Raw genomic sequence first — 23,948 nt, forward strand, 5'->3', positions numbered from 1 at the left:
CATATGAAACCCGGGTCCGCTCCCGGCGCCCAGCATCTTCATAACAAGATCTGAGCTGGTTCATTGCTGGGCCGGTCACTGTGGGCTCATGTCCACTACGTCTCGTACCCGGCGCTACGGCGTCGTCACCCTCGCCGGAGTCGCCGCGCTGTCCCTGGCGGCCTGCGGATCCTCGAGCACACCGTCGGCTGGCTCGACCACCGCCGGCAGCTCGTCGCCGTCGTCCGCCGCCCCCGCACCCGAAGGTCCGGGTGGCAAAGACCGGCTGTCCGGGCTGATCAACTCGGTGTCGGGCAGCACCGTGTCGATCACCGGAAAGGACGGGCCGGGCACCGTGGACATCACGTCCTCGACCCGCATCACGCAGCTCAGCCCCGGTCAGCTGACGGACGTCACGGCGGGCGAGTGCGTCGCGGTCCGCCCGGTGAAGGGCAACGACAACGGTTCCGCGGTGACGGCCGCCAACGTCCTCGTCGGCCGGCCCGGCAACGCGCAGTGCGGCCAGAAGGGCGGAAAGCGCGAGCACGGCATCAACGGCACGGTCGCCTCGGTCAACGGCAACACGATCCAGGTCACCGACGCCGACAACGCCCAGATCACCGTCACGGTGACGCCCGACACCCGCTACACCAAGACCGCCGGCGCGGATGCGAAGGCGATCGCCGCCGGGATGTGTCTGGGTGCGCGCGGCACCAAGGACGGCAACGGCGCCCTGCAGGCGACGTTCGCGATGGTGCGGCCTGCCGTCAACGGCGCCTGCGGCGGGGGCGGCGAGCGCCAGCACCGCTGACGTCACTCCGGGGGCGGCGCGAAGAACTCCAGTGCGATGCCATCGGGGTCGCGGAAGCTCAGGCCCGAGCCGTAGGGCGCGTCGACCACGCCGCCGTGGGTGATGCCCAGCGCATCGAGCTTGGCAGCCCAGTCGACGAGCTCGGCCCGCGAGGCGCAGCCGAAACCGACGTGGTCGAGGCCGGCCCGGAACTCGCTGAACGGGCCGGGCTCGATGGCGCGGTCATGCTCGTGGATGCCGAACAACGTGCCGCCGGGCAGTGCCCACACCAGATGTCGGTAGCCGGCGTCGGTGTGTTCGTCGAGCACCGGATCGTAGCCGATCAGGGCGCGGTACCAGGGACCGCTGACCGCCATGTCGCTGACAGTGACCGCGACATGGTTCAGAGCTGCGAACGCCATGAGATGCCTCCTGATCGTGAATGTTGCGTCATACCACCGGTTTTCCGCGCCGTGCGCGGGCCCGCATGTCCCACAGGTACAGCTGGTAGCCGAACAGCCACACGTCGCGCGGAATCAGCCGGTCGGCCAGGCGCAGCGCTGTCAGCAGCCGGCCGAACCAGCGTTCCTGGCTCGGTGTCCACGCCAGTTTCATGTGGGTGCGGAACTCGGTGGGCAGGAAGCCCGTCGTCGCGAACAGGTTGAACGGCCCGGCCAGTTGCCGCAGCGGCGTGGGCAGGAATGCCAGCGACGCCACGCCGTGCAGATGTTCGCGAACGGGCTCGTCGATCTGCAGCTCGTCGAGCGTGCGTTTCCAGTACTCGTCGAAGGCGACGCGATCGGCCGGCCACATGCCGTCGCGGACCTGCAGCGTGGTGCCCAGGGTGCGGGCGTCCTGATAGATGGCGTCCGCGGCCTCGGGGCTGAGCGGCCCGTACAGGAACTCGTGCTGGTCGACGTAGTAGCGGTAGAGGCACGACGCCACCCACAACTGCAGCTTCGGATCGAACGCGTTGTATTTCACCGGGCTGGACGCCGTCGACCGCACCAGCGCGTGCACCCGGTCCACCTCCCGGCGGATCAGCGCACGGTCGTCGTCGGTGCCGTACACCGCGGCCGCCAGATAGGTGCCGGTCGTGCGGGCGCGTTTGAACGGGTGCTTGTAGACGTTGCCGCTGTCCACAGGGCTCTCCAGCACGCCGTAACCCACCCCGGGCAGGGCCAGTTGCATGATCACGTTGGCCGCCGGCGCCAGCGCCGCCGCGGGGTTGATGAGGTCGACAACCCGCTTCGGGTGCCTGGGTGGACCGAGCCGCATGCTGCCGAGTAAACACCCTGTGAGACGCTGCCCGGCGTGTTTGACAGAAGCGCCCCGAGGGCGGCCGGTCTGGCGCTCGGCTACCTGGCCGATGTGTGCTGGGGCGATCCGCAGCGCGGTCATCCGGTAGCGCTGTTCGGCACTGCCGCGGCCGCCCTGGAACGCCGCACGTACCGCGACAACCGGCTGGCCGGGGCCGGTCACACCGCGGCGCTGCTGGTCGGTTTGGGCGCGCTGGGTTTCGGCCTGGAACGCCTCGCGCGCGGCCCGATGGCGAAGACATTGGTCACGGCCGCGGCGACCTACACGGTGCTGGGCGGGACGTCGCTGGCCCGCACCGGTGCCGACATGGCGGCACGGCTGGAGCGCGGCGACGTGGCCGCGGGCCGCGAGCTGCTGCCGTCCCTGTGCGGCCGGGATCCGTCAGCGCTCGACGCGGACGGGCTGGCCCGCGCCGCGCTGGAATCGGTCGCGGAGAACACCTCAGACGCGCAGGTCGCGCCGATCCTGTGGGGCGCGGTCGCCGGCGTGCCGGGCCTGCTGGTGTACCGCGGCGCCAACACCCTCGACGCGATGATCGGCCACCTCAACGCGCGCTACACCCGGTTCGGTTGGGCGGCAGCACGATTCGACGATGTCCTCAACTACGTGCCGGCCCGCGTGACGGGGCTGTGCGTCATGGCGGCCTCCGGTCGGCCCGCCGCGGCGTGGCGGGCCTGGCGCGCCGACGCGCACAAGCACCCGAGCCCCAACGCCGGGGTGGCGGAAGCGTCGTTCGCCGGGGCCCTGGGTGTACAGCTCGGGGGAGCGACGCAGTACGCGCACCGGCTCGAGATGCGGCCGACCCTGGGCGTCGGGCCCGCGCCCGTGCCCGCCGATCTGCGCCGAGCGGTGCGACTGACCCGCCGGGTGCAGGCGCTGGCGGCCGTGCTGGCCGTCGGGATCAGCGGCGCCGGCCGTAGCGGTCGGCGAGTTTCTGCTCGGTCTTCTCCTCGGCGGTGAGCGGGGCGGCCGGCTCCTCAGCGTTCGGGCCGGGGTCGGGGCCGCCGGAAGTCTCGGTGCTCGAACCGGATTGGGCCTTCTCCAGCCGGCGCTGCCGGATTTCGGCCAGCACGAAGTAGCCCAGCCCGATGGGCGCGACGATGCCGAACGCGATCCACTGGATGCCGTACGACAGAAACGGGCCGGCATCCAGGTGGGGGAGCGCGATGACCCCGAGACCGCCGGGCTGGCCCTCGACGAGCTGCAGGTATTCCGCCGTCAGCGGCACTTTGGTCAGCTGCGAAATCTGCGTCGGGGCGATCGAGTACACCTGCTGGATGCCGTCCTGGTTGAACGGTTCCTTGCCCGACATGATCGGCTCGGCGTCGCGTAGGCGCCCGGTGACCGTGACCGTCCCCGTCGGCGGTGCGGCGAACGGCGGCACGCCCGGCCCGTCGCCCTGCTTCACGTAGCCGCGGTTCACCAGCACCGTCGGGCCACCGTCGACTGCGAACGGGGTCAGCACTTCGTAGGACGGGTCACCGTCGTCGGTCCGCAGCCGAACCAGCACCTGTGCCTCGGGGCGGTAGTGGCCCGTCGCCGTCAGCCGTCGCCACTGCGCGTCCGGGGCCGACGAATCCTGGTGCGGCAGGACCGAGATGAGGGGCGCGGGTTCGGTGTTCAGCGACGACGCGATCTGGTTGTTCTCCCGCGAGGTGCGGGTGTTCTTGCCCAGCTGCCACGGCGCGAGCACCGTGAAGCACAGGTAGGCGAACGCGATCACCACGACGAACAGGGCCAGCCACTGCGGCCGGAGCAGGAACCCGAGCCGGCGCATCAGTCGCCTCGCTCCGCCAGTTGCTTGTCGACCCAGTCGTGCAGGCCCGGCAGCGAGGCCTCGATCACCGCGAAGGTCTCCTCGAAATCGTCGATGCCGCCGTAGTACGGGTCTTCGACGTCGAGCGCGTGTGCGCCCGAACGCGGGTCGAACGAGCGCATCATCCGGACCCGGTCCGGGTCGGCGCCCAGGTCGCTGAGGATGCGGGTGTGGTTGCGGCCCATGGGAACGATCATGTCGGCGGACAGATGGTCGTCGTCGATGGCCGCGGCGGCGTGCGCGGTGGGATAACCGTGCGCGCGCAGCACCCGTTCGGCGCGGCTGTCGGCGGGGTCACCGGCGTGCCAGCCGCCGGTGCCGGCGCTGGTCACCCGGACCACGTCGGCCAGTCCGCGCTCGTTGATCTGGTGGGCGAACATCTTCTCGGCCATCGGGGACCGGCAGATGTTGCCCGAACAGATGAAGGTCACGTGCACGCGGTCAGACACCCAGCACCTCCCGTAGCTCGTCGACGGTGGCGACCCGCCGGACCGTCGAGTCGTCAGTGAAATCGCTTGCGCCGTAACCCCAGTCGACGACGACGGTGTCGATGCCGTGGTGGGCGGCACCGTGGACGTCGTGCGACCGGTCGCCGACCATGAGCACCTGTTCGGGTACCGGGGCCAGCTGGGCGAGCGCATGCGCGACGACGTCGGCCTTGGCCGACCGGGTGCCGTCGACGCTGGCGCCGGCGACGACCTCGAAATGCTCGTGGATGCCGAAGTGTTCGACGATGCGCCGGGCGGTCGGCTCGGCCTTCGACGTCGCGACGGCCAGGCGTACTCCCGCGGCCCGCAGGTCGGCCAGCAGGTCCTCGATGCCGTCGAACATGCGGTTCATGGACCAGCCGCGGGAGGTGTAGTCGGCGCGGTAGGCGGCGATGGCCTCGTCGGCCTTTTCGCCCAGGCCCAGCGAGCCCAGCGTCACATGCATCGGCGGGCCGACGATTCGTCCGACGAGGTCACCGTCGGGAACGTCGGCGCCGACAGCGCCGAGCGCATGACGGAAGCTGGCGACGATGCCCTCGGCGGAGTCGGTCAGCGTCCCGTCGAGGTCGAATAGCACCAACTGCGGGGTCACGGTGTCATTGTCCCTGATGTATCTGGCCGCCTGCGTCGCGCGCATCGTTTCTGCGCGAGAAGGACCAAATGGCTGCTGCGAGGGCACTGCGAGCGACCATTTGGTCCTTCTCGGCTTCCGATACCTCTGAACTAGGGTCTACGTGTGGAATCCAGGGCGCGCTATCACGGCGATCAGGCTGTGGCGCCCGGCATGCTCGACTTCGCGGTGAACGTCCGCGGCGCCGGCCCGCCGCAGTGGCTCGCCGACCGGCTCGCGGCCCGGCTGGCCGACCTGGGCAGCTACCCGACCTCCGCCGACGTGGCTGCGGCCCGCGCGGCCGTGGCGGCCCGGCACGGCCGTGACCTGCAGGAAGTGGCCCTGCTGGCGGGCGGCGCCGAGGGATTTGCGCTGCTCCCGCTGCTGCGCCCGCGCCTGGCCGCGCTCATCGCGCCGTCGTTCACCGAGCCGCAGGCCGTGTTCGACGCCGCCGGCGTGCCCGTCGCGCACGTGGTCCTGGACGCGCCGTTCCGGCTGTCCCGCGCGGCGGTGCCGGCCGAGGCGGACCTCGTGGTTGTGGGCAATCCCACCAATCCGACGGGCGTCCTGCACCGCCGCGACGAGATTCTGGCGCTGCGGGCGCCGGGTCGCATCGTGGTCGTCGACGAGGCCTTCGCCGACGCGGTCCCGGGTGAACCGGAGTCGCTGGCCGGGCGGTCACTGCCCGACGTCGTGGTGCTGCGCAGCCTGACCAAGACGTGGTCGCTGGCCGGGCTGCGGGTCGGTTACGCGCTGGGCGCCCCCGAGGTGCTGGCGCGGCTGACGGCGCAGCGGCCGCACTGGCCGCTGGGGACGCTGCAGTTGGAGGCGTTGACGGCGTGCAGTGCGCCGGCCGCGGTCGCCGAGGCCGAGGCCGGGGCGCGCCGGCTGGCCGACCTGCGGGCCGAGATGGCGGCGGGTCTGACGACCGCCGGTTTCCCGGTGACCGACGGCGTCGCCCCCTTCGTCCTGTTCTCGGTGCCCGACGCCGAACTGGCCCGGAAGTACCTGGCGGAGAAGGGGATTGCGGTGCGCCGCTGCGACACGTTCGTCGGGCTGCCCGGCGGCTACCTGCGCGCGGCGGTCCGGCCGGAATGGCCGGTCCTGGTCGAGGCCCTACAGGAGGTGCTCTGGTGAGTGTGCCGTTGCGTGACGTCATCGCCGCGCTGGACCGCGCGTACCCGCCGGCCCTGGCGCACAGCTGGGACTCGGTGGGCCTGGTGTGCGGCGACCCGTCCGAGGCCGTGGAGTCGGTGACCGTGGCGGTCGACGCCACCGCGGCCGTCGCGGCATCAGTGCCCGACGGCGGACTGCTGCTGGCGCACCACCCGCTGCTGCTGCGCGGTGTCGACACCGTGGCCGCCGACACCGGCAAGGGCGCACTGATCCACTCGCTGATCCGCCGCGGCGCGGCGCTGTTCAGCGCGCACACCAACGCCGATGCGGCCGCGCCCGGGGTGTCGGACGCGCTGGCCGAGGCGCTGGACCTGCAGGTCGACGGTGTGCTCGACCCCGCCGAGGCGCGCGCTGACCTGGACAAATGGGTCGTGTTCGTGCCGCACGTGAACGCCGACGCGGTCCGGGATGCGATGTTCGCCGCCGGCGGCGGTCAGATCGGCGACTACTCACACTGCAGCTGGGCGACCATGGGCGTGGGCCAGTTCCTGCCGCACGAGGGCGCGACGCCGACCATCGGCATGGTCGGCGCCATCGAGCAGGTCGCCGAGGACCGCGTCGAGGTGATTGCGCCGTCGCGGCTGCGGCGGGCGGTGCTGACGGCGATGCGTGCGGCGCACCCCTACGAGGAACCGGCATTCGACGTGCTCACGTTGGCACCGCTGCCGTCGGACGTGGGGATCGGGCGCATCTGCTCGCTGCCGGAGCCGGAACCGTTGTCGGCCTTCGCTTCCCGTGTCGCGCGCGGTCTGCCCGCCACATCGTGGGGGGTACGGGCATCGGGTGATCCCGACGCGCTGGTGTCACGTGTCGCGGTCTGCGGCGGCGCGGGTGACTCGCTATTGGGCGCGGTGACGCGGTCGGGCGTCGACGTCTACGTGACCTCCGATCTGCGGCATCATCCGGCCGACGAGCACCTCCGCGCATCGGACGTGGCGCTGGTCGATGTGGCGCATTGGGCGAGTGAATTTCCGTGGTGCGAGCAGGCCGCCGGGGTCTTGCGTGCACAATTCGGTGATGCGTTGCCGGTGCGGGTCAGCCAGATCCGTACCGACCCCTGGAACGTCGAGATAACCTGCTGAGAGACGTGAAGATGAAAGCTGAAGTGTCGCAACAACGTTTGCTGCTCGAGGTGGCCGAAGTGGACGCCGCGCTGACCCGCCTGACGCACCGGTCGACGCACCTGGTCGAGCAGCAGCGCTTCGACGCCGTGCAGGCCGAGCACCGCGAGGCCAACGATCGGTTGGCGGCGCTGAGCATCGCCGTCGAGGATTTGGACGCGCAGATCGCCAAGTTCGAGTCCGAGATCGACGCCGTGCGCCAGCGTGAGGCCCGCGACCAGCAGCTGATGGACAGTGGCTCGGTCGGCGCCAAGCAGGTGGCCGAACTGCAGCACGAGCTGGAGACGCTGCAGCGCCGGCAGGCCGCGCTGGAGGAGCAGCAGCTCGAGATCATGGAGCGTCGCGAAGAGCTGCAGATCGAGCAGAACGAGGAGCTGGCCCTGATCGACGCGCTGCAGGGCGACCTGACCTCGGCGCAGGTCGAGCGAGACCAGGCACTGGTGTCCATCGACGAGTCGCGCAAGGTGGCGGCCGACCGCCGCAAGGCGCTGCTGGACTCGGTGGCCCCGGAACTGGCCGAGATGTACGAGAAGCAGCGCAAGCTGGGCGGCCCCGGCGCGGGGCTGCTGCAGGGCAGCCGCTGTGGCGCCTGCCGCATCGACCTGGATCGTGGTGAGCTGTCCCGCGTTTCGGCAGCCGCTCCCGACGACGTGCTGCGCTGCCCCGAGTGTGGGGCGATCCTGGTGCGGGTCAAGGACTTCCGTGCGGGAGAAACCGGTCTGTGAGGGTTCTGGTCGAGGCCGACGGCGGGTCGCGCGGCAACCCGGGACCCGCGGGCTATGGCGCCGTGGTGTTTTCCGCCGACCGCGCCGAGGTACTGGCCGAGAGCAGTGCCTCGATCGGGGTGGCGACCAACAACGTCGCTGAATACCGGGGACTGATCGCCGGCCTGGAGGCCGCGGCGGCCCTGGACGCGGATGACGTTGCGGTGTCGATGGATTCGAAGCTGGTGGTCGAGCAGATGTCGGGCCGCTGGCAGGTCAAGCACCCGGACCTGATCCCGTTGAACCGCGAGGCAGTGGCACTCGCGCGGCGGTTCGCGCGGGTGAGCTACACGTGGATTCCGCGGGCGCAGAACGCGCACGCCGACCGGTTGGCCAATGAGGCCATGGACGCCGCGGTGGCGCCGGCGGTGGCGCCGACTGCTGCGGTAGCCGAACCGAAAGCCGCTGCGGCACAGCCGTCCCCACCGGGCTGGACCGGCGCCGTCGGCGCGCCGACCCGGTTCCTGCTGCTGCGGCACGGGCAGACCGAACTGTCGGTGCACCGGCGCTACTCGGGCCGGGGCAACCCGCCGCTCACCGAATTGGGTCGTGAGCAGGCCGCGGCGGCTGCGACGTATATCGCTGGCATCGAAGGCATCTCGGCCGTGATCAGCTCGCCGCTGCAGCGCGCGCTGGATACCGCGAAGGCGGCAGCGAGCGCGCTCGGCCTCGACGTCACCGTCGACGACGACCTCATCGAAACCGACTTCGGTGCCTGGGAAGGCCTGACGTTCCGCGAAGCGGCCGAACGGGATCCCGAGTTGCACCGCAGCTGGCTGGGGGACACCAGCGTCGCGCCGCCGGATGGGGAGAGCTTCGATACGGTGACGCACCGGATTCGCCGGGCCCGCAACCGGATCATCGCCGAGCACGGCGCGACGACGGTACTCGTGGTCTCGCATGTCACGCCGATCAAGACGATCCTGCGGCAGGCGCTCGATGCGGGGCCCGGCATCCTGTACCGCCTGCACCTGGATCTGGCGTCACTGAGCATCGCGGAGTTCTTCGGCGACGGCGGTTCCGCGGTCCGGTTGGTCAACCAGACCGCCTACCTGTAGGCCCCGTCTCTCGCCCGCCGGATCCGGTCCGGCGGTTTGCTGACTCACAGGTTTGTTGCGTCAGGACAGACCAGGGCGGGCAGCGCTCGTTTTTTCGTCGGTTGCGGACATAGGTCGAAAGCTGTCGCCCGCGCAGAATCTGCGTAGCAACATTCCGAACGGTTGTTGAATGCGCATCGATCGCAGCTGGGCAGAGCTGTCGCGTGTCCGACCCGTCTGGCCGCGCACACCGCGGAACGTGTTGGCACCAGTGCTGATTTGACCTCGAGGCAGGGGAGTGAATGGCCACGCTCATCGCCGGGCACGCCGAGACGACGACCGGGGCGGACCGCCTGCACTCGCTGGGCCGCAATCTTCACGGTCCCGGCGCCTACCACGAGCTGGACACGCAACTGGACCGCTTCCGGCGCCGCCTCGAACGCCAGCGCAGTGCCGGCACCGCGACCGACGACCTGTTGGCCGGCGTCCAGCGGCTCCGCCGTGAGCTGAGCGGTCGCGCGGTGGCCCATGGTGCCGGGCGACTAAGTGCCATTCGTCATGCCGTGGACTCGTTGCGCGGCACCTCGTCGCGCGAGACCATCAAGGCCGCCATGACGCTGTTGTGCCGAGACTTTGGATTCAGCCGGGTCATGGTCTCCACGGTCCGTGAGCACGACTGGTTGCCGCGGCACCTGCACGGCCGTGGTGCGACATCCTGTTCCTTCCACGGGTTCTCGGTGGGCGTGCCCGTCCGGCTCGAGGACGCCGAGGCAGAGGCCGCCTTGATCCGCGGGAGACACGGGGTCGTCGTATCCCGTCCGACCGCATCGGCTCGGCAGGACTACCTCGCGGCGCCGATCACCGTCGGCGGCGCGGTGATCGGGATGCTGCACGCCGATTTCCCCGAAGCACCCGGCACCACGGTCATGGATCAATTCGACCTGCTCGAGGCGTTCGCCGAATGCCTCGCTGTCGTGTACGAGCGGGCCGTTCTGGAAGAGAAGGTGTCGCAGCAGCGTGTCGAGGTCGACAAGCTCTGCGCCACAATGGATCAACTCATGACGCGGCCCGGGTCGGGTGTCGCCGCTGTGTCGGCCGGGGGTGACTGTGAATCGGTGGCCCCGCCCGCGAGTGAGCCCGCCGTCCTGCCCGAATTGACCCCGCGCGAGCGGGAGGTCATGTCCTACGTGGCGACCGGCGCGACCAACCGCGACATCGCGCGCTGCCTGGACATCTCCGAAGGCACCGTCAAGTCCCATCTCAAGCGCATCGCCGAGAAGTTCGGCACCACCAACCGCGCGGCCGCCCTCGCGATGTATCTGGCCATGGACGCCGGCGTGGGGAGCGGACGGCTGCGATGACGCGCCGTGCGATGGTGACCCGGCTCAACCAGATCGACGGACACCTGCGCAGCGTGCTCAACCTGCCGAGAGCGGACAAGGCGACCACTCTCGAGCAAGCCATCGCCAACTCGGCGGCAACCACTGAGGAAGTGCTCTTCGGCGACGACGGTGAGGGCATCGCACTCATGCCGGCCGTGGCGCAGCGGCTGCTGATGGCATCGTTGCAGGCGCAGGTCGAGGCGCGCCTGATCAGCGGTGACGACTCCGGTGCCACGGCGCGGTCGGTGATCGACAGCATCCGGCGGTTGAAAGCGGCGCCGACGCTGCAGGCACTCGAGCGCCAGGTGTGCACCGAGCTCTGCCACACCATCGGGTTCAGCAGCGCGGTGCTGTCGTCCATCGCTGCCGACAAGTTCATCCCTGTGACATCACACGGCACGCGCGGAACCGGAAAACCGGTGCCGCGCAGCGCCGCTGTCGCCGAACAGGACTGCGTGCGGTTCCGGCGGATCATCCACGCCGGCGGCGATGAGGCGGCGGCCAGCGAGGGGTTCTGCGAAATACTGGGCGCCGCCGACTATCTGGTCGCCCCCATCGTCGTCGAGTCGAAAGTGGTGGCGCTGGTCCACATGTCCCGCGCGCGGGGCGCCATCGCCGATGGTGACGTCGATACGCTGGGACTGCTGCTGGCGGTGTATTCGTTCGTCTACGAGCGGCTGCTGAATTCGGCGCGGGTCGAACAACTTCGGGTATCGATCATCGGAGCCGCCGCCCGCTTGGCGGAGGAAGCCGACCGCATCGCCGGAACCGCCGTCAGCCTGGACGCCGGCGGTGACGATGACGCGTTCGCGACGGACGCGGCGGTCGATGCCTTCACGGCGGCGTTGTCCAACCGCGAGCGTGAGGTGTTCGCCAGGATGGTGCGGGGCGACTCCAACGCGGAGATCGCCGAGGAACTGGTCGTCTCGGTGGAAACCGTCAAAACGCACGTGAAACGCATCCTGCGCAAGATCGGCGCCGCTAATCGGTTGGAGGCGATCACGCTCTACATGGACGCCCAATCCAGATTCGGTGAACAGGCGCAATAGCCGCACACGCTGTCTCTCCGCAGGGCGCCGGCATGCAGCCGATTATTGCCGCAGTGGTGAATTAACAATCCGGTCGGAATTCTCGTTCGGATGCGAATTCAGCAATCTTCTGATATGGCTTAACTGTGCTATTGCTGCGGAATTCCCATTCCGTGTATGGGGTGTGATCTGAAACACGCCTATCACCCTGATGGGGGACAAATCACAGCCGTGAATCCCTCCATCTAGAGGTGGTTGGCGGCTGAGCTGCATTGATAGCGTCTCCACCCATGTTGGCCGCAGCGATCGCTTATCGACCATCCGTAGTGAATTCGGCGCAACGGTTGGAAAGTGCGGGCGACAAATGGTAGCGATTGCTCGCACTGCGGCTAAGCCGGTTACTTCACTGGGCGGCTTCTTCGCCATGACGTTCGACACTTTCGTGCAAATGTTTCAGCCGCCGTTCGCATGGCATGAATACGTCATGCAGACGTGGTTCGTGGCGCGCGTGTCCGTCCTGCCCGCGCTGCTGCTCACGATGCCGTTCGCGGTGCTGCTGACATTCACGTTCAACATTCTGCTGACCGAATTCGGCGCAGCCGACTTCTCCGGCACCGGCGCGGCGATCGGCACGGTCAACCAGATCGGCCCCATCGTCACGGTGCTGGTGGTGTCGGGCGCGGGCGCGACGGCGATGTGCGCCGACCTCGGGGCGCGGACCATCCGCGAAGAACTCGACGCGTTGCGGGTGATGGGCATCAACCCCATTCGTTCGCTTGTGGTGCCGCGCGTGTTGGCCGCCACCACGGTGGCGCTGGCGCTGTCGGCCACGGTGATCCTCGTCGGCCTGACCGGTGCGTTCCTGTTCTGCACCACGGTGCAGCACGTCTCGCCCGGTGCCTTCGTCGGCGGCCTGAACCTGCTCACCGGTCCCGGGGACATCATCGTCGCACTCATCAAGGCGACGCTGTTCGGCATGGCCGCCGGCCTGATCGCTTGCTACAAGGGCACTTCCGTGCGCGGCGGCCCCGCGGGTGTGGGGAACGCCGTCAACGAGACCGTGGTCTTCACCTTCATGGTGCTGTTCGCGATCAACGTCATCGTGACCGCGGTCGCGATCCAGTACACGGTGTCGTGAGGGAGAAATGACTGTCGACGTCCCCAGCCGCAGGTTCCCGCGGCTCGACAAACTGACCAAGAGCTCGGCCGCGCGCTGGAACCGTATCGGTGAACAGGGCGCGTTCTATTCGCACGCCATCGGCTCGATTCCCGATGCGGTCGTCAACTATCGCGCGGAGCTGCTACGGCTCATCGCCGCAACAGGATTGGGCACCGGCGCGCTCGTCGTCGTCGGTGGCACCGTCGCGATCGTCGGCTTCCTGACGATGACGACGGGTGCCCTCGTGGCGATCCAGGGCTACAACCAGTTCTCATCCGTCGGCTTCGAGGCCCTCACCGGGTTCGCGTCGGCGTTCCTCAACGTCCGGATGATCGTGCCGGCGACCACGGCTGTCGCGCTGTCGGCCACCATCGGCGCCGGCGCCACCGCGCAGATCGGCGCCATGCGGATCAACGAAGAGATCGACGCGCTCGAGGTGATCGGCATCCGCAGCATCACCTACCTCGCGTCCACCCGGGTGCTGGCTGCCGTGGTTGTGGTGATCCCGCTGTACTGCGTCGCGGTCATGATGGCGTTCTTCGCCGCGCGCATGGGCACCACCACCGTCTACGGGCAGGGCGCGGGTGTGTACGACCACTACTTCAACACGTTCCTCAACCCGACCGACCTCATCTGGTCGTTCGTCCAATGCGTCGCCATCACCATCGTGATCATGTTGGTGCACACCTACTTCGGGTTCGCCGCCTCCGGTGGTCCGGCCGGCGTCGGCGAGGCGGTCGGCCGTGCGGTGCGCCTGTCGATGGTGATCGCGGCCGTCGAGATCGTGTTCATCTCACTGGCCATCTACGGCCAGTCCGGCAACTTCAACATGGCGGGTTAGCCGGTGGAAGCGCGCAAGGGAGATCGCCGGATCTCGAACTCATGGTGGGCCCTGATCCTGATCACGGCTGTGGTGCTGTTCATGGTGGTGACCACGGTCATCTTCACCGGCGCCGCGAAATCCTATGTGCCCGTGACGGTCATGGCGGACCGTGCGGGTCTGGTGCTGGAGACCAACGCCAAGGTCAAGATGCGCGGCGTGTTGGTGGGCCGGGTCAGCCAGATCGACGTGAGCAATTCGGGGGCGACCCTGCAGCTCAAGCTGGACCCGGACCAGGTGAAGTACATCCCCGCCAATGTCGGTGCGCAGGTGAGTGTTACGACGGCGTTCGGCGCCAAGTTCGTCGACCTGGTCTATCCCTCGTCGCCCAGCGGCAGCCGGCTGGCCGCCGGCGCGGTGCTCAAATCCGTGCACACCACCACCGAGGTCGACACCGTCTTCGAGAACATCGTCAACCTGCTCGACATGGTCGACCCGGCGAAACTGAACTCGGTGCTGAGCGCTGTTGCTGAAGGCGTCCGTGGCCAGGGTGAGCGAATGGGCCAGGCCACAACCGATCTCAACGAGGTGCTGACGGCGCTCAACTCGCGCTCGGACAAGATTCGTGACGACTGGCGGTCGTTCAAGCAGTTCAGTGACACCTACGGTGCGGCCGCCGACAACATCGTGAAGATCCTCAACGCCGCCAGTACCACCAGCAGCACGGTGACGGGCAAGGCCAAGGCACTCGACAGTCTGCTGATGAACGTCATCGGATTCTCCGAGGCCGGAACGGATCTGCTGGGTCCGAACCGGGACAACCTCGTCGACGCGATCAACGGGTTGGAACCCACGACGAGTCTGCTGCTCAAGTACAGCCCCGGGTACACGTGCTGGCTGGAGGGCACCAAGAAGTTCCTCGACACCGGCGCCTGGGGCGTGTTCGGCGGGGCCGACGGCCGCTCGCTGATCCTCGACGCGACGCTGCTGCCTGGCAAGAACCCGTACGTGTTCCCCGACAACCTGCCGATCAACGCGGCCAAGGGCGGACCTGGCGGGAAACCCGGCTGTGGCTCGTTGCCTGACGTGGCCAAGAACTTCCCTGTGCGGCAACTGATCACCAACACCGGATGGGGCACCGGGCTCGACATCCGGCCGAACCCGGGCATCGGCAGTCCCTGCTGGGGCCAGTGGTTCCAGAGCACCCGCGCAGTGCCTCAGACGCCGAGCATCCGGCAGTGCCTGCCCGGGCCAGCTCCCGGCCCGATCCCGTACCCCGGCGCGCCGCCGTACGGCGCACCGCTGTACGGACCCGGTGGGGTACCGCTGTGGCCGGGTGTGCCGCCCGCGCCGCCGAATCCCGCTGACGCACAACCGCAATCGGCACCGGCGCCCGCCGAGGCTCCGCCACTGCCGGCGGAAGCGCCCGCGTTGCCTGCCGAGGCGGGCGGGAACTGACCGTGATGACCAACCAACGATCGAGGCAGGAGGGAAGCCGTGGAGAACCTTAGAGGCACGCTGCTGCGCCTGTCGGTCTTCCTGTCGGTATGTCTGCTCGGCACCGTCGCCCTCTGGGCGGTCTTCGCCGACCTGCGATTCGACGAGGGACACACGTACTTCGCCCGCTTTGTCAACGTCTCGAACATGAAGAAGGACAGTCACGTTCGCATCGCAGGAGTCGAGGTCGGCCAGGTGAAGGACGTGTCGATCAACCGCGATTCGACGGTGACGGTCGAATTCACCGCCGACAGTTCCGTCGTACTGACCGAAGGCAGCCGCGCGGTGATCCGGTACGACAACGTCGTCGGTGACCGGTTCCTGGCTCTCGAGGAAGGTGCCGGCGGCACCAAGAAGCTCAACCCGGGAGACACCATCCCTGTCGACCGCACGCAGCCCGCACTGGATCTCGATGCCGTCATCGGTGGCTTCCGCCCGTTGTTCTCTGCGCTGAGCCCCGACAAGATCAACGATCTGAGCGGACAGCTGATCCAGGCGCTGCAGGGACAGGGTCCGTCGATCGGCTCGTTCCTGGCGCAGGCCGCGGTGGTCACCAACACCCTGGCCGATCGCGATCAGTTGATCGGGCAGGTCGTCACCAATCTCAACACGGTGCTGACGTCCTTCGGCGGCAAGAGCGACAAGCTCGACAAGGCCGTGGTGTCACTGTCGCAGTTGGTCGACCGCCTGGCGCAACGCAAGACCGATGTCTCGAATGCCGTGGCCTACACCGATGCGGCCGCCAATTCGATCGCCGGCCTGCTGACCGAGGCCCGGCCGCCGTTGGCCAAGACGGTGCACGAAGTGGACCGCACCGCGGGGATCGTGCTGGCCGACCACGATTATTTCGACAACTTCCTCAACACCCTGCCGGACAAGTACAAGGCGCTGTCCCGGCAGGGCATCTACGGCGACTTCTTCAGCTTCTACCTCTGCGACGCGGTGCTCAAGCTCAACGGCAAAGGGGGACAACCGGTTTACGTGAAGGTGGCCGGACAGAGCACGGGACGGTGCACACCCAGATGAAACCTTTTGCCGAGCGAAGTCATTTCGCCCTGGGCGCGATAGGCATCAGTGCTGTCGTGGTGGTCGCCACGGTCGCGCTGCTGTTCCAGAAGATCCCGTTCGTCAGCGGCACGACCACGTACTCCGGGTACTTCGAAGATGCCAGCGGACTGCACACCGGTGCGCCCGTGGACATCTCGGGTTTTCCGGCGGGCCGGGTCGCCAGCATCGACCTCGACGGTCCGCGCGTGCTGATCAAATTCACCGTCGACGACGACGTGCACCTCGGGGAGCGCACCGAAGCCGCCATCAAAACCAAGGGTCTGTTGGGCAGCAAGATGCTCGAGGTCGTCCCCAAGGGCGACGGTGACCTCAAGGGCACCATTCCACTCGAGCGGACCGTGTCCGCCTACCAGTTGCCGGACGCCCTCGGTGATGTGACCAACGCGATCAGCGGGCTGGACACTCATCAGCTGTCGGACTCGTTGGCCACCGTCTCAGAGGCTTTCGCGAACACCGCCCCCGATCTGCGGGACGCGGTGAACGGTATCGCGCGATTCTCCAAGACCCTGAGCGATCGCGACGCGCAACTGCGGAGCCTGCTGGACAACGCGTCGAAGGCGACGACGGTGCTGGCCAAGCGCAGCGACCAGGTGGTGAGCCTGGTCAAGAACACCAATGCGCTTCTGGTGCAACTGCGTTCGCAGAGCGCCGCCGTGAGCCGGTTGTGGAACAGCCTGTCGTCGGTCTCACAGCAACTCAAAGGGCTGATCGCGGAGAACAAGACGCAACTGCGGCCGGCGCTGGACAAGCTCAACGGCGTCGTGGCGATGCTCGACAACCGCAAGGAGCGGCTGCAACAGGCCGTCAAGGGACTGAGTCAATACGCTCTGGCACTGGGCGATGCGGTGAGCTCGGGTCCGTTCTTCAAGGCGTACATCGTCAACCTGTTGCCGGGCCAGTTCGTGCAGCCGTTCGTCGACGCCGCATTCTCGGACCTCGGGGTGGATCCGAACACGAAACTGCCGTCGCAGCTTCAGGATCCGCAGACCGGGCAACCGGGCACCCCGCCGCTCCCGGTGCCGTTCCCGCGCACGGGTCAGGCCGGCGACCCGCGACTGACCATTCCGGACGCGATCAGCGGCAAGCCCGGCGATACCGCTTGTGGCCCACCGGGAATCCCGTTGCCCGGGCCGGGCTGCTACCCGCTTCGCGAAACGCAACCGGCCCCGCCGCCGGGTGGGCCGCCACCCGGACCGCCGGCGCTCGCGCCCGGGCAGACCGCCATGCCGGAACCACCCAAGACCCCGCCAGTACACGTGTCGGATCCCGTTGAGCCGCCAGGAGGACAGCCATGAGCAAGCTGTCTACCCGCCTGCTAGTCGTCGCGGCCGCGGTGGCCCTGGTCGTGGGCGGCGGTTACTTCGCGGTGCAGGCGTTCCAGCGCGCGTCACGCAACGAAGTGGTGGGTTACTTCCAGAACACCAATCAGTTGTTCAAGGGCGACGACGTCCTGATTCAAGGGGTGCCGGTCGGCAAGGTCGAGAAGATCGAACCGGGGCCCGAAAAGGTCAAGGTCACCTTCTGGATCGACGACAAGTACAAGGTGCCGGCCGAGGCCAAGGCCGTGATCCTGTCGCCACAGCTGGTGACCGGCAGGGCAATTCAGCTGATCCCGCCGTACCGGGGCGGGCCGACGCTGCGCGGCGGCGCGGTGATCCCGCTCGATCGGACCGCGGTGCCGGTGGAGTGGGATCAGGTCCGCACCCAGTTGCAGCGAGTGGCCGATCTGCTCAAGCCTGATCAGCCCGGCGGGGTCAGCACGCTCGGTGGTTTCATCAATACCGCTGCCGACAATCTGCGGGGGCAGGGCGCCAGCATCCGGGAATCGGTGATCCGCCTGTCGCAGGCGGTTTCGATCCTCGGCGACCACAGTAACGACCTGTTCTCGACGTTCAAGAACCTCTCGATCCTGGTGTCCGCGCTGCAGGACAGCACCGGCTTGCTGGAACGGCTCAACACCAACCTGGCCGAGGTGACCGGATTGCTCGCCGACGATCCGGGCAAGGTCGGGCAGGCGCTGCACGACATGAGTGCTGTCGCCGACGATGTGCGCTCCTTCGTCGCGGACAACAAAGAAGCCGTCGGGACGGCATCGGACAAGCTGGCGTCGGTCAGCAGCGCGATCGTGGGCAGCCTCGACGACATCAAGCAGGTATTGCATGTGGCGCCAACGGCATTGGCGGACCTGAACAACATCTACGAGCCCGCGGTCGGTTCGCTGACCGGCGTCCTCGCGGTCAACAACTTCGCCAACCCGGTCAGCTTCATCTGCGGCGCCATCCAGGCCGCGTCGCGCCTCGGCGCAGACCAGTCGTCGAAGTTGTGCGCGCAGTATCTGGCGCCCATCGTCAAGAACCGGCAGTACAACTTCCCGCCGCTGGGCGAGAACTTGTTCGTCGGTACCCAAGCGCGGCCCAATGAGGTTACGTACAGCGAGGATTGGATGCGTCCCGACTATGTGCCGCCGTCGCGGCCCGTTGCCCCCGTGGCACAGCAGGCGGCTGCGGCGCCCGCGCCGGCGGCCCCCCAGACCGTGGCCACCGACGCCAACGCCGGCCTTGCCGGCATGATGTCGCCGCCGGGCGGTGGGTCATGAGCCGCCTGCGTACCGCCGCCGGCTGCACCCTCGCGGTCCTGACGCTGCTGGCCTCGGCCGGCTGCTCGGGATGGCGCGGCGCCAACAGCCTGCCGCTGCCCGGCACCGAGGGTGGGGGACCCGGAGCCTTCGAAATCCAGGCGCAGATGCCCGATGTCACCAACCTGCAAGAGAATTCGCGGGTGCGAGTCTCCGACGTCACGGTCGGCACCGTCACCAAGATCGAGCGACAGGGCTGGCACGCGTTGGTCACCATGCGGCTCAACGGAGATGTGAAGGCACCGGCCAACTCGACCATCAAACTGGGTCTGACCAGTCTGCTGGGCACGCTGCACATCGAGCTCGGGCCGCCCAAAGACGGCCGGCCACAAGGACAGTTGCACCAGGGGTCGGTCATCCCGCTGGCGAGTAGCGGCAGTTTCCCGTCGGTCGAGCAGACGCTGTCAGCGGTGTCGATGGTGCTCAACGGCGGTGGCATCGGCAACGTCCAGGACATCACCGAGGCCTTCAGTACGGCGTTCCACGGGCGTGCCGAGGATCTGCGGAGCCTCATCAAGCAGCTCGACACGTTCACCGCGAACGTCAAGGATCAGACTCCTGACATCATCGCGGCTTCCGAGAGCCTGAACGTGGTCGTGGGCAAGCTGGCCGCGAGCCAGCCGGTCCTGGACAAGGCCATCGACACCGTCCCCGAAGCGCTCGCGGTGCTCAACGGTGAACGGGAGAACCTGGTCAAGGCCGCCGACAAGTTGAGCAAGTTCGCGGCGCTGGCTGCGGACACCGTGGACCGGTCAAAACAGAACGTGATCAAGGAATTACGTGATCTGGGGCCGACGCTCGAACAGCTCGCCAACGCCGGGCCGGCCATGACGCGGGCGTTGAGCTTCATCCCCACGGTGCCGTTCCCGAGCGACACCATCGAGAAGTGGCAGCGCGGCGACTACGCGAACCTCACCGCGATCGTCGACCTCACCCTCAGCCGCATCGATCAGGCGTTCTTCACCGGCACCCGCTGGGAGTGCGACCTGACCGAGCTGGAACTGCAGTGGGGCCGCACCATCGGCCAGTTCCCGAGCCCGTGCACCGCCGGCGGGCCGAACAACCCGGGTAATCCGCTGACCATTCCGTACCGCTGGGATCAGGGGCCGTAAATGCATCTCGACAAACGCGTGAGAATTCAGCTCGCGATCTTCGCCCTCGTCGCCCTGGTCGCGGTGACGATGATGAGCCTGATCTATATGCAGTTGCCCGCCAAGCTGTTCGGTATCGGACGCTACGTGGTCAAGATGGAGCTGCCCGAGACCGGTGGCCTGTATGCCACCGGCAACGTCACCTACCGCGGCACCGTGGTGGGCCGGGTGCAGTCCGTCGGGCTGACGCCCACCGGGGTGCAGGCGGAGCTGTCGCTCAACTCGGGCACCGACATCCCGTCCGACGTGCAGGCCGACGTGCACAGCCAGATGGCGATCGGTGAACAGTTCGTGTCCCTGACGCCGCGCAGCGCGAATTCTCGGCCGCTCAAGGACGGTGACGTCATCCCGCTGGCGCACACCTCGGTGCCGCCGGACATCAACACCGTCATCGACTCGCTGACCAAGGGTCTGCAGGCGGTGCCCAAGGACAATCTCAAGACGGTCATCGACGAATCGGCCACGGCCGTCGGTGGTTTGGGGCCGGAGCTGTCGCACATCGTCAAGGGCGGCAGTCAGCTCGCCATCGACGCACGCGCGAACCTCGACCCGCTGCTGAGCCTGATCGATCAGGTCAAACCCGTGCTCGATTCACAGAACAACACCTCGGGTGCCATCCAGGCGTGGGCGTCGAACCTCGCCACGGTGACCGGTGAACTGCAGGCGCAGGACAAGGCCGTCGGCACCCTGCTCGACAAGGGCGGCCCGGCGTTCGGCGAGATGGGCCAGTTGTTCAACCGGCTGCAGCCGACATTGCCGGTCCTGCTTCAGAATCTCGTGTCCATCAACAAGGTGGCGATCACCTACCAGCCGAACCTCGAGCAACTCCTGGTGCTGCTGCCCCGCACAACGGAAGCGGCGCAGGGTGTTACGTTGGCGAACCGCGACACCAAGCAGGCATACAAGGGCGCGTACCTGAGCTTCAACCTGAACCTCAACCTGCCGCCGCCGTGCACCACCGGGTACCTGCCGGCGCAGCAGATGCGCAATCCCGCACTCGAGGACTACCCCGAGCTGCCGGCCGGCGACCTGTACTGCCGGACCCCGCAGGACGGCATGTTCAACGTGCGTGGTGCCAAGAACCTGCCGTGCGAGACGGTGCCCGGCAAGCGCGCCGCGACCGTCAAACAGTGCGAGAGCGACGAGCCGTACGTGCCGCTGGGCGACGGCTACAACTGGAAGGGCGATCCCAACGCCACCTGGACCGGGCAGGATGTGCCGCAACTGCGGCCGGGCACGGCCCCGTCGGCTGGTGCGCCGCCACCGCCTCCGGTCGCCGTGGCCGAGTACGACCCGGCCGGCGGGTCGTACATCGGCCCTGACGGAAAGACCTATACCCAAGCCGATTTGGCCCACACGGCTCCGAAGGAGAAGACATGGCAAAGCATGATGACGCCGCAGCCGGGGAGCTGACCGACGGCGGCGGGGTCGCCGTCCTCGACCCCGACATCGATGGCATCGACGAGCTGGATGAGGCCGACGGGGAGAGCGTGGATGCGCCTGCCGACGAGCCCACGAAGCCGAAGCCGGTGCGCCGGATCGCGGCGGTGGTCGGGCTGGTCTTGGTCGTGGCGCTGAGCGCACTGGTCGGGTGGTTGGTGGTGCGGACGCACCGCGCCACGGCGGTCGACGAGCGGCAGAGCCAGATCGTCCAGGCCGCCCGGCAGGGTGCGCTGAACCTGACGACCATCGACTGGCAACGGGCTGACGCCGACGTGCAGCGCATCCTCGACAGCGCGACAGGGGAGTTCTACGACGACTTCGCCAAGCGCTCAGCACCTTTCATCAAGGTCGTCAAGGAAGCGAAGTCGACGTCCACCGGTTCGATCACCGAGGCCGGGCTGGAATCGGAGGCCGGTGATTCGGCGCAGGTGCTGGTCGCCGTGGCCGTCAAGACCTCGAATGTCGGTGCGCAGGCGCAGGAACCTCGCGAGTGGCGGATGCGCATCGCGGTGCAGAAAGTCGGAGATGTGATGAAGGTGTCGAACGTGGAGTTTGTGCCGTGAAACTGATGAAGTCCCGCGGCCACGACGTCGCCGCTGAAAAGTCCGCTGAATCAACAGCTTCGGTCGATGAGCTGGACGAAGCGGCCGAGGCCGGTGTCACAAAAACCACTGCCGCAGAAACCACCGACGCGGCGCCTGCCGCAGGGCGGCGCCGCGTCGCGTGGGCGAACGTTGCCGTCTACGGACTGCTGCCCGCTGCCATCCTCGCTCTCGGCGGGGCAGCCGGTTACCTGCAGTGGAAAGACGTGTCGCTGGCCCAATCCGACACGGCGAAAAAGGAATCCACGAAGGCGGCCACCGACGGCACCATCGCGCTGCTGTCGTACAAGCCCGAGACGGTCGACAAGGATCTGGAAGCCGCCAAGAAGTACATGACCGGCAACTTCCTCAACTCGTACACGTCGCTCACCCGTGACGTGGTGATACCCGGGTCCAAGCAGAAGAAGATCTCGGCCGTCGCCACCGTGCCGGCAGCCGCGTGGACCAAGGCGACACCCGACCATGCGGTCGTGATGCTGTTCGTGGATCAGACGATGATCATCGGCGACAGCGCCCCGACGAGTACCGCGTCGAGCGTGCGTGTGACTCTCGACAAGGTCGAGGGGCATTGGCTCATCTCGCAATTCGACCCGATGTGAGCACCATGATTCGACGGTGGACATGTGGGTTTCTCGCCGCGGCGACGCTATCGGTACCGGCGGTGCTCGCGCCGGCGGCGGCCCATGCCGACGCGACTGCGTACCTGATCGGCGTCACGGTGCGGCCCGGTTACAACTTTCCCAATGCCGATGCGGCACTCGGCTACGGCTACGGCATCTGCGACAAGGTGGCAGGCGGTCGGCCGTTCGCCCAGGTGATGGGCGACGTACGAGGCGATTTCAACACCGACGACGACTACCAGGCGTCCTACCTCATAGCGCAGGCCGTCAACGAACTGTGCCCCGGGCAGATCTGGCAGCTGAGAAACTCTGCAGCCCACTACCAGTCGCCGCCCGGTGTGCATCCCTGACGAAAAGGAATCCAACATGAGGTGTCGGCAATGGGTGCTGTCGGTGTTGGCGGTCGTGCCGCTGGGCGCCGTGCTCTGCGTACCGCTCGCGCACGCTGACAACGGCAACACCCTCATCCCGAACAACAAGCGGCTCAACGATTCTGTCGTGTCGAACGTCTACACCGTGCAACATCAGGCGGGATGCACCAACGACATCGCGGTCAATGCGCAGCTGCAGCAGGCCGCGGAGCGGCAGGCCAAGGACATGATGGCCAACCGGAACCTGGACGGCGACATCGGATCTGACGGCTCCACGCCTCAGATGCGGGCCGAGCAGGCGGGTTACCGGGGCGGTCCGGTGGCGCAGACGGTGGCCACCAACCCGGCGCTCGCGATCAGCGGAGTCGAGCTGATCAACCAGTGGTACTACGATCCCGTCATCAAGCAGATCATGTCCAACTGCGCCAACAACCAGATGGGCGTGTGGTCCGAGAACAGCCTCGACCGCACCGTCGTCGTCGCCGTGTACGGCCAGCTGCCCGAACCGCCGCACCGTGACGAGAAGGAGGGCGGCGGCAACAACGGTTTCGACCCGAGTCCCGACTACGACGGCAGCGACGAGCTGGAGCACGGCCTCACCTGGTTCCCCTGGATCCTGCGCGGCGTCTTCCCGGCACCGGCGTACCCGGCGAACTAGCGGGGCGCTCGGGCTCATCGGTTCTCCTGTGGCACATCCGATCTGGGGCCGTCAACTTTCCTTGACCGTCAAGGAAAGTGGCTCTGTTGACGTATGTGTGGGTCATTGTCGGCCGGGGAGCGCTGGTCGGTGTCCTCCGAGGGTGAGCATGGCCAGGGCGATCAGGGGCTCGGGTGTGGCGAAGCCGTAGGCGACGCGGGTGATGAGCCGGATCTTGGTGTTGACCGATTCGATGAGTCCGTTGGACAGACCATGTTCGATGGCGGCCAGTATCTGGGTGCGGTGACGGGTAACGCGTTGTTGCAGTAGGACGAACGATTCGATGCGACAGCGCCGCGCCCATGAGATCCAGCGGTCGAGGGCGTCGGCGGCGTGGTCGGTGGGCAGTGTGAAGATCGTGCGCAGGGCCTCTT

The 23,948-nt window shown here is 67.7% G+C and carries 26 protein-coding genes; 20 read left to right on the top strand and 6 right to left on the bottom strand.

What is annotated here, in order from left to right; genetic code table 11:
- Positions 1 to 88 precede the first annotated feature (88 nt).
- Positions 89 to 790 carry a DUF5666 domain-containing protein gene (locus tag BR47_RS0124350; RefSeq protein WP_029121075.1) on the top strand — a complete coding sequence of 234 codons (702 nt, stop codon included), beginning with the start codon at positions 89 to 91 and terminating at the stop codon, positions 788 to 790.
- Between the two features lie 2 nt (positions 791 to 792).
- On the opposite strand, the gene BR47_RS0124355 is transcribed toward BR47_RS0124350, so the two are convergent.
- Positions 793 to 1,191, bottom strand: a complete 399-nt coding sequence (locus BR47_RS0124355) for a VOC family protein (protein WP_029121076.1) — start codon at positions 1,189 to 1,191, stop codon at positions 793 to 795.
- 28 nt (positions 1,192 to 1,219) lie between these two features.
- Positions 1,220 to 2,047, bottom strand: coding sequence for an oxygenase MpaB family protein (locus BR47_RS0124360; RefSeq protein WP_029121077.1), 828 nt, complete (start codon positions 2,045 to 2,047; stop codon positions 1,220 to 1,222).
- A 36-nt stretch (positions 2,048 to 2,083) separates the two neighbouring features.
- On the opposite strand from BR47_RS0124360, the gene BR47_RS0124365 reads away from it, so the two are divergent.
- Positions 2,084 to 3,049, top strand: a complete 966-nt coding sequence (locus tag BR47_RS0124365) for a cobalamin biosynthesis protein (RefSeq protein WP_029121078.1) — start codon at positions 2,084 to 2,086, stop codon at positions 3,047 to 3,049.
- On the opposite strand, the gene BR47_RS0124370 is transcribed toward BR47_RS0124365, so the two are convergent.
- From BR47_RS0124370 to BR47_RS0124380, 3 genes are read right to left on the bottom strand one after another with little or no spacing between them, the layout of a single operon-like run.
- A complete protein-coding gene (locus BR47_RS0124370; RefSeq protein ID WP_029121079.1) occupies positions 2,991 to 3,866 on the bottom strand; it encodes an SURF1 family cytochrome oxidase biogenesis protein in 876 nt (291 codons plus the stop codon). The genes BR47_RS0124365 and BR47_RS0124370 overlap by 59 nt on opposite strands.
- Positions 3,866 to 4,354, bottom strand: coding sequence for a low molecular weight protein-tyrosine-phosphatase (locus BR47_RS0124375; protein WP_020104261.1), 489 nt, complete (start codon positions 4,352 to 4,354; stop codon positions 3,866 to 3,868). The genes BR47_RS0124370 and BR47_RS0124375 overlap by 1 nt, the downstream gene beginning before the upstream one ends.
- Positions 4,347 to 5,030: an HAD-IA family hydrolase gene (locus BR47_RS0124380; RefSeq protein ID WP_051634976.1), complete on the bottom strand. Its 684-nt coding sequence runs from the start codon at positions 5,028 to 5,030 to the stop codon at positions 4,347 to 4,349. The genes BR47_RS0124375 and BR47_RS0124380 overlap by 8 nt, the downstream gene beginning before the upstream one ends.
- Before the next feature lie 99 nt (positions 5,031 to 5,129).
- On the opposite strand from BR47_RS0124380, the gene cobC reads away from it, so the two are divergent.
- The 18 genes from cobC to BR47_RS0124470 all read left to right on the top strand — a co-directional run bounded on the left by cobC (position 5,130) and on the right by BR47_RS0124470 (position 23,535).
- The gene (gene cobC / locus BR47_RS0124385) at positions 5,130 to 6,140 is read left to right on the top strand and encodes an Rv2231c family histidinol phosphate aminotransferase CobC (protein ID WP_029121081.1); all 1,011 of its coding nucleotides are present in this window, start codon (positions 5,130 to 5,132) and stop codon (positions 6,138 to 6,140) included.
- Positions 6,137 to 7,261, top strand: coding sequence for a Nif3-like dinuclear metal center hexameric protein (locus BR47_RS0124390; protein WP_029121082.1), 1,125 nt, complete (start codon positions 6,137 to 6,139; stop codon positions 7,259 to 7,261). Before cobC ends, BR47_RS0124390 begins: the two co-directional genes overlap by 4 nt.
- An 11-nt stretch (positions 7,262 to 7,272) precedes the next feature.
- Entirely contained in the window at positions 7,273 to 8,025 is a 753-nt protein-coding gene (locus tag BR47_RS0124395; RefSeq protein ID WP_029121083.1) for a zinc ribbon domain-containing protein, read from the top strand.
- Complete coding sequence (locus BR47_RS0124400) at positions 8,022 to 9,122, top strand: bifunctional RNase H/acid phosphatase (RefSeq protein ID WP_029121084.1); 1,101 nt, start codon at positions 8,022 to 8,024, stop codon at positions 9,120 to 9,122. The genes BR47_RS0124395 and BR47_RS0124400 overlap by 4 nt, the downstream gene beginning before the upstream one ends.
- 281 nt (positions 9,123 to 9,403) lie before the next feature.
- The gene (locus tag BR47_RS31325) at positions 9,404 to 10,462 is read left to right on the top strand and encodes a LuxR C-terminal-related transcriptional regulator (RefSeq protein WP_051634977.1); all 1,059 of its coding nucleotides are present in this window, start codon (positions 9,404 to 9,406) and stop codon (positions 10,460 to 10,462) included.
- Positions 10,459 to 11,532 (top strand): helix-turn-helix transcriptional regulator, encoded by a 1,074-nt coding sequence (locus BR47_RS0124410; RefSeq protein WP_029121085.1) that lies wholly within the window; start codon positions 10,459 to 10,461, stop codon positions 11,530 to 11,532. The genes BR47_RS31325 and BR47_RS0124410 overlap by 4 nt, the downstream gene beginning before the upstream one ends.
- Before the next feature lie 343 nt (positions 11,533 to 11,875).
- On the top strand, positions 11,876 to 12,649 hold the full coding sequence (locus tag BR47_RS0124415; protein WP_029105877.1) for an MlaE family ABC transporter permease: 774 nt from the start codon (positions 11,876 to 11,878) through the stop codon (positions 12,647 to 12,649).
- Positions 12,650 to 12,656: 7 nt separating this feature from the next.
- Positions 12,657 to 13,511 carry an ABC transporter permease gene (locus tag BR47_RS0124420; protein WP_029121086.1) on the top strand — a complete coding sequence of 285 codons (855 nt, stop codon included), beginning with the start codon at positions 12,657 to 12,659 and terminating at the stop codon, positions 13,509 to 13,511.
- A gap of 3 nt (positions 13,512 to 13,514) precedes the next feature.
- A complete protein-coding gene (locus BR47_RS0124425; RefSeq protein WP_029121087.1) occupies positions 13,515 to 14,948 on the top strand; it encodes an MCE family protein in 1,434 nt (477 codons plus the stop codon).
- Positions 14,949 to 14,987: 39 nt separating this feature from the next.
- Complete coding sequence (locus BR47_RS0124430; RefSeq protein WP_020104272.1) at positions 14,988 to 16,013, top strand: virulence factor Mce family protein; 1,026 nt, start codon at positions 14,988 to 14,990, stop codon at positions 16,011 to 16,013.
- A complete protein-coding gene (locus BR47_RS0124435; protein WP_036427718.1) occupies positions 16,010 to 17,350 on the top strand; it encodes an MCE family protein in 1,341 nt (446 codons plus the stop codon). Before BR47_RS0124430 ends, BR47_RS0124435 begins: the two co-directional genes overlap by 4 nt.
- Complete coding sequence (locus BR47_RS0124440; protein ID WP_081831386.1) at positions 17,347 to 18,651, top strand: MCE family protein; 1,305 nt, start codon at positions 17,347 to 17,349, stop codon at positions 18,649 to 18,651. Before BR47_RS0124435 ends, BR47_RS0124440 begins: the two co-directional genes overlap by 4 nt.
- Positions 18,648 to 19,802, top strand: a complete 1,155-nt coding sequence (locus BR47_RS0124445) for an MCE family protein (RefSeq protein WP_029121090.1) — start codon at positions 18,648 to 18,650, stop codon at positions 19,800 to 19,802. Before BR47_RS0124440 ends, BR47_RS0124445 begins: the two co-directional genes overlap by 4 nt.
- A complete protein-coding gene (locus BR47_RS0124450) occupies positions 19,803 to 21,254 on the top strand; it encodes an MCE family protein (protein ID WP_029121091.1) in 1,452 nt (483 codons plus the stop codon).
- Positions 21,218 to 21,847, top strand: coding sequence for an Rv1363c family protein (locus BR47_RS0124455; protein ID WP_029121095.1), 630 nt, complete (start codon positions 21,218 to 21,220; stop codon positions 21,845 to 21,847). The genes BR47_RS0124450 and BR47_RS0124455 overlap by 37 nt, the downstream gene beginning before the upstream one ends.
- Positions 21,844 to 22,485, top strand: a complete 642-nt coding sequence (locus BR47_RS0124460; RefSeq protein WP_029121092.1) for a hypothetical protein — start codon at positions 21,844 to 21,846, stop codon at positions 22,483 to 22,485. Before BR47_RS0124455 ends, BR47_RS0124460 begins: the two co-directional genes overlap by 4 nt.
- A gap of 5 nt (positions 22,486 to 22,490) precedes the next feature.
- The gene (locus BR47_RS0124465) at positions 22,491 to 22,856 is read left to right on the top strand and encodes a DUF732 domain-containing protein (RefSeq protein ID WP_051634979.1); all 366 of its coding nucleotides are present in this window, start codon (positions 22,491 to 22,493) and stop codon (positions 22,854 to 22,856) included.
- Between the two features lie 16 nt (positions 22,857 to 22,872).
- On the top strand, positions 22,873 to 23,535 hold the full coding sequence (locus BR47_RS0124470; protein WP_081633582.1) for a CAP domain-containing protein: 663 nt from the start codon (positions 22,873 to 22,875) through the stop codon (positions 23,533 to 23,535).
- Between the two features lie 102 nt (positions 23,536 to 23,637).
- On the opposite strand, the gene BR47_RS0124475 is transcribed toward BR47_RS0124470, so the two are convergent.
- On the bottom strand, positions 23,638 to 23,948 hold a 311-nt coding region (locus BR47_RS0124475; RefSeq protein ID WP_029121094.1), incomplete at its 5' end, for an ISL3 family transposase.

This window comes from Mycobacterium sp. UNC410CL29Cvi84 (assembly GCF_000686745.1).
In the GTDB taxonomy this organism is placed as follows: Bacteria; Actinomycetota; Actinomycetes; order Mycobacteriales; family Mycobacteriaceae; genus Mycobacterium; species Mycobacterium mucogenicum_B.

Coding starts and splice junctions, on each gene's coding strand:
- BR47_RS0124350 (WP_029121075.1), top strand. CDS start 89: ATGTCCACTACGTCTCGTACCCGGCGCTACGGCGTCGTCACCCTCGCC.
- BR47_RS0124355 (WP_029121076.1), bottom strand. CDS start 1,191: ATGGCGTTCGCAGCTCTGAACCATGTCGCGGTCACTGTCAGCGACATG.
- BR47_RS0124360 (WP_029121077.1), bottom strand. CDS start 2,047: ATGCGGCTCGGTCCACCCAGGCACCCGAAGCGGGTTGTCGACCTCATC.
- BR47_RS0124370 (WP_029121079.1), bottom strand. CDS start 3,866: ATGCGCCGGCTCGGGTTCCTGCTCCGGCCGCAGTGGCTGGCCCTGTTC.
- BR47_RS0124380 (WP_051634976.1), bottom strand. CDS start 5,030: ATGCGCGCGACGCAGGCGGCCAGATACATCAGGGACAATGACACCGTG.
- BR47_RS0124395 (WP_029121083.1), top strand. CDS start 7,273: ATGAAAGCTGAAGTGTCGCAACAACGTTTGCTGCTCGAGGTGGCCGAA.
- BR47_RS31325 (WP_051634977.1), top strand. CDS start 9,404: ATGGCCACGCTCATCGCCGGGCACGCCGAGACGACGACCGGGGCGGAC.
- BR47_RS0124410 (WP_029121085.1), top strand. CDS start 10,459: ATGACGCGCCGTGCGATGGTGACCCGGCTCAACCAGATCGACGGACAC.
- BR47_RS0124415 (WP_029105877.1), top strand. CDS start 11,876: ATGGTAGCGATTGCTCGCACTGCGGCTAAGCCGGTTACTTCACTGGGC.
- BR47_RS0124420 (WP_029121086.1), top strand. CDS start 12,657: ATGACTGTCGACGTCCCCAGCCGCAGGTTCCCGCGGCTCGACAAACTG.
- BR47_RS0124435 (WP_036427718.1), top strand. CDS start 16,010: ATGAAACCTTTTGCCGAGCGAAGTCATTTCGCCCTGGGCGCGATAGGC.
- BR47_RS0124440 (WP_081831386.1), top strand. CDS start 17,347: ATGAGCAAGCTGTCTACCCGCCTGCTAGTCGTCGCGGCCGCGGTGGCC.
- BR47_RS0124445 (WP_029121090.1), top strand. CDS start 18,648: ATGAGCCGCCTGCGTACCGCCGCCGGCTGCACCCTCGCGGTCCTGACG.
- BR47_RS0124450 (WP_029121091.1), top strand. CDS start 19,803: ATGCATCTCGACAAACGCGTGAGAATTCAGCTCGCGATCTTCGCCCTC.
- BR47_RS0124455 (WP_029121095.1), top strand. CDS start 21,218: ATGGCAAAGCATGATGACGCCGCAGCCGGGGAGCTGACCGACGGCGGC.
- BR47_RS0124465 (WP_051634979.1), top strand. CDS start 22,491: ATGATTCGACGGTGGACATGTGGGTTTCTCGCCGCGGCGACGCTATCG.
- BR47_RS0124470 (WP_081633582.1), top strand. CDS start 22,873: ATGAGGTGTCGGCAATGGGTGCTGTCGGTGTTGGCGGTCGTGCCGCTG.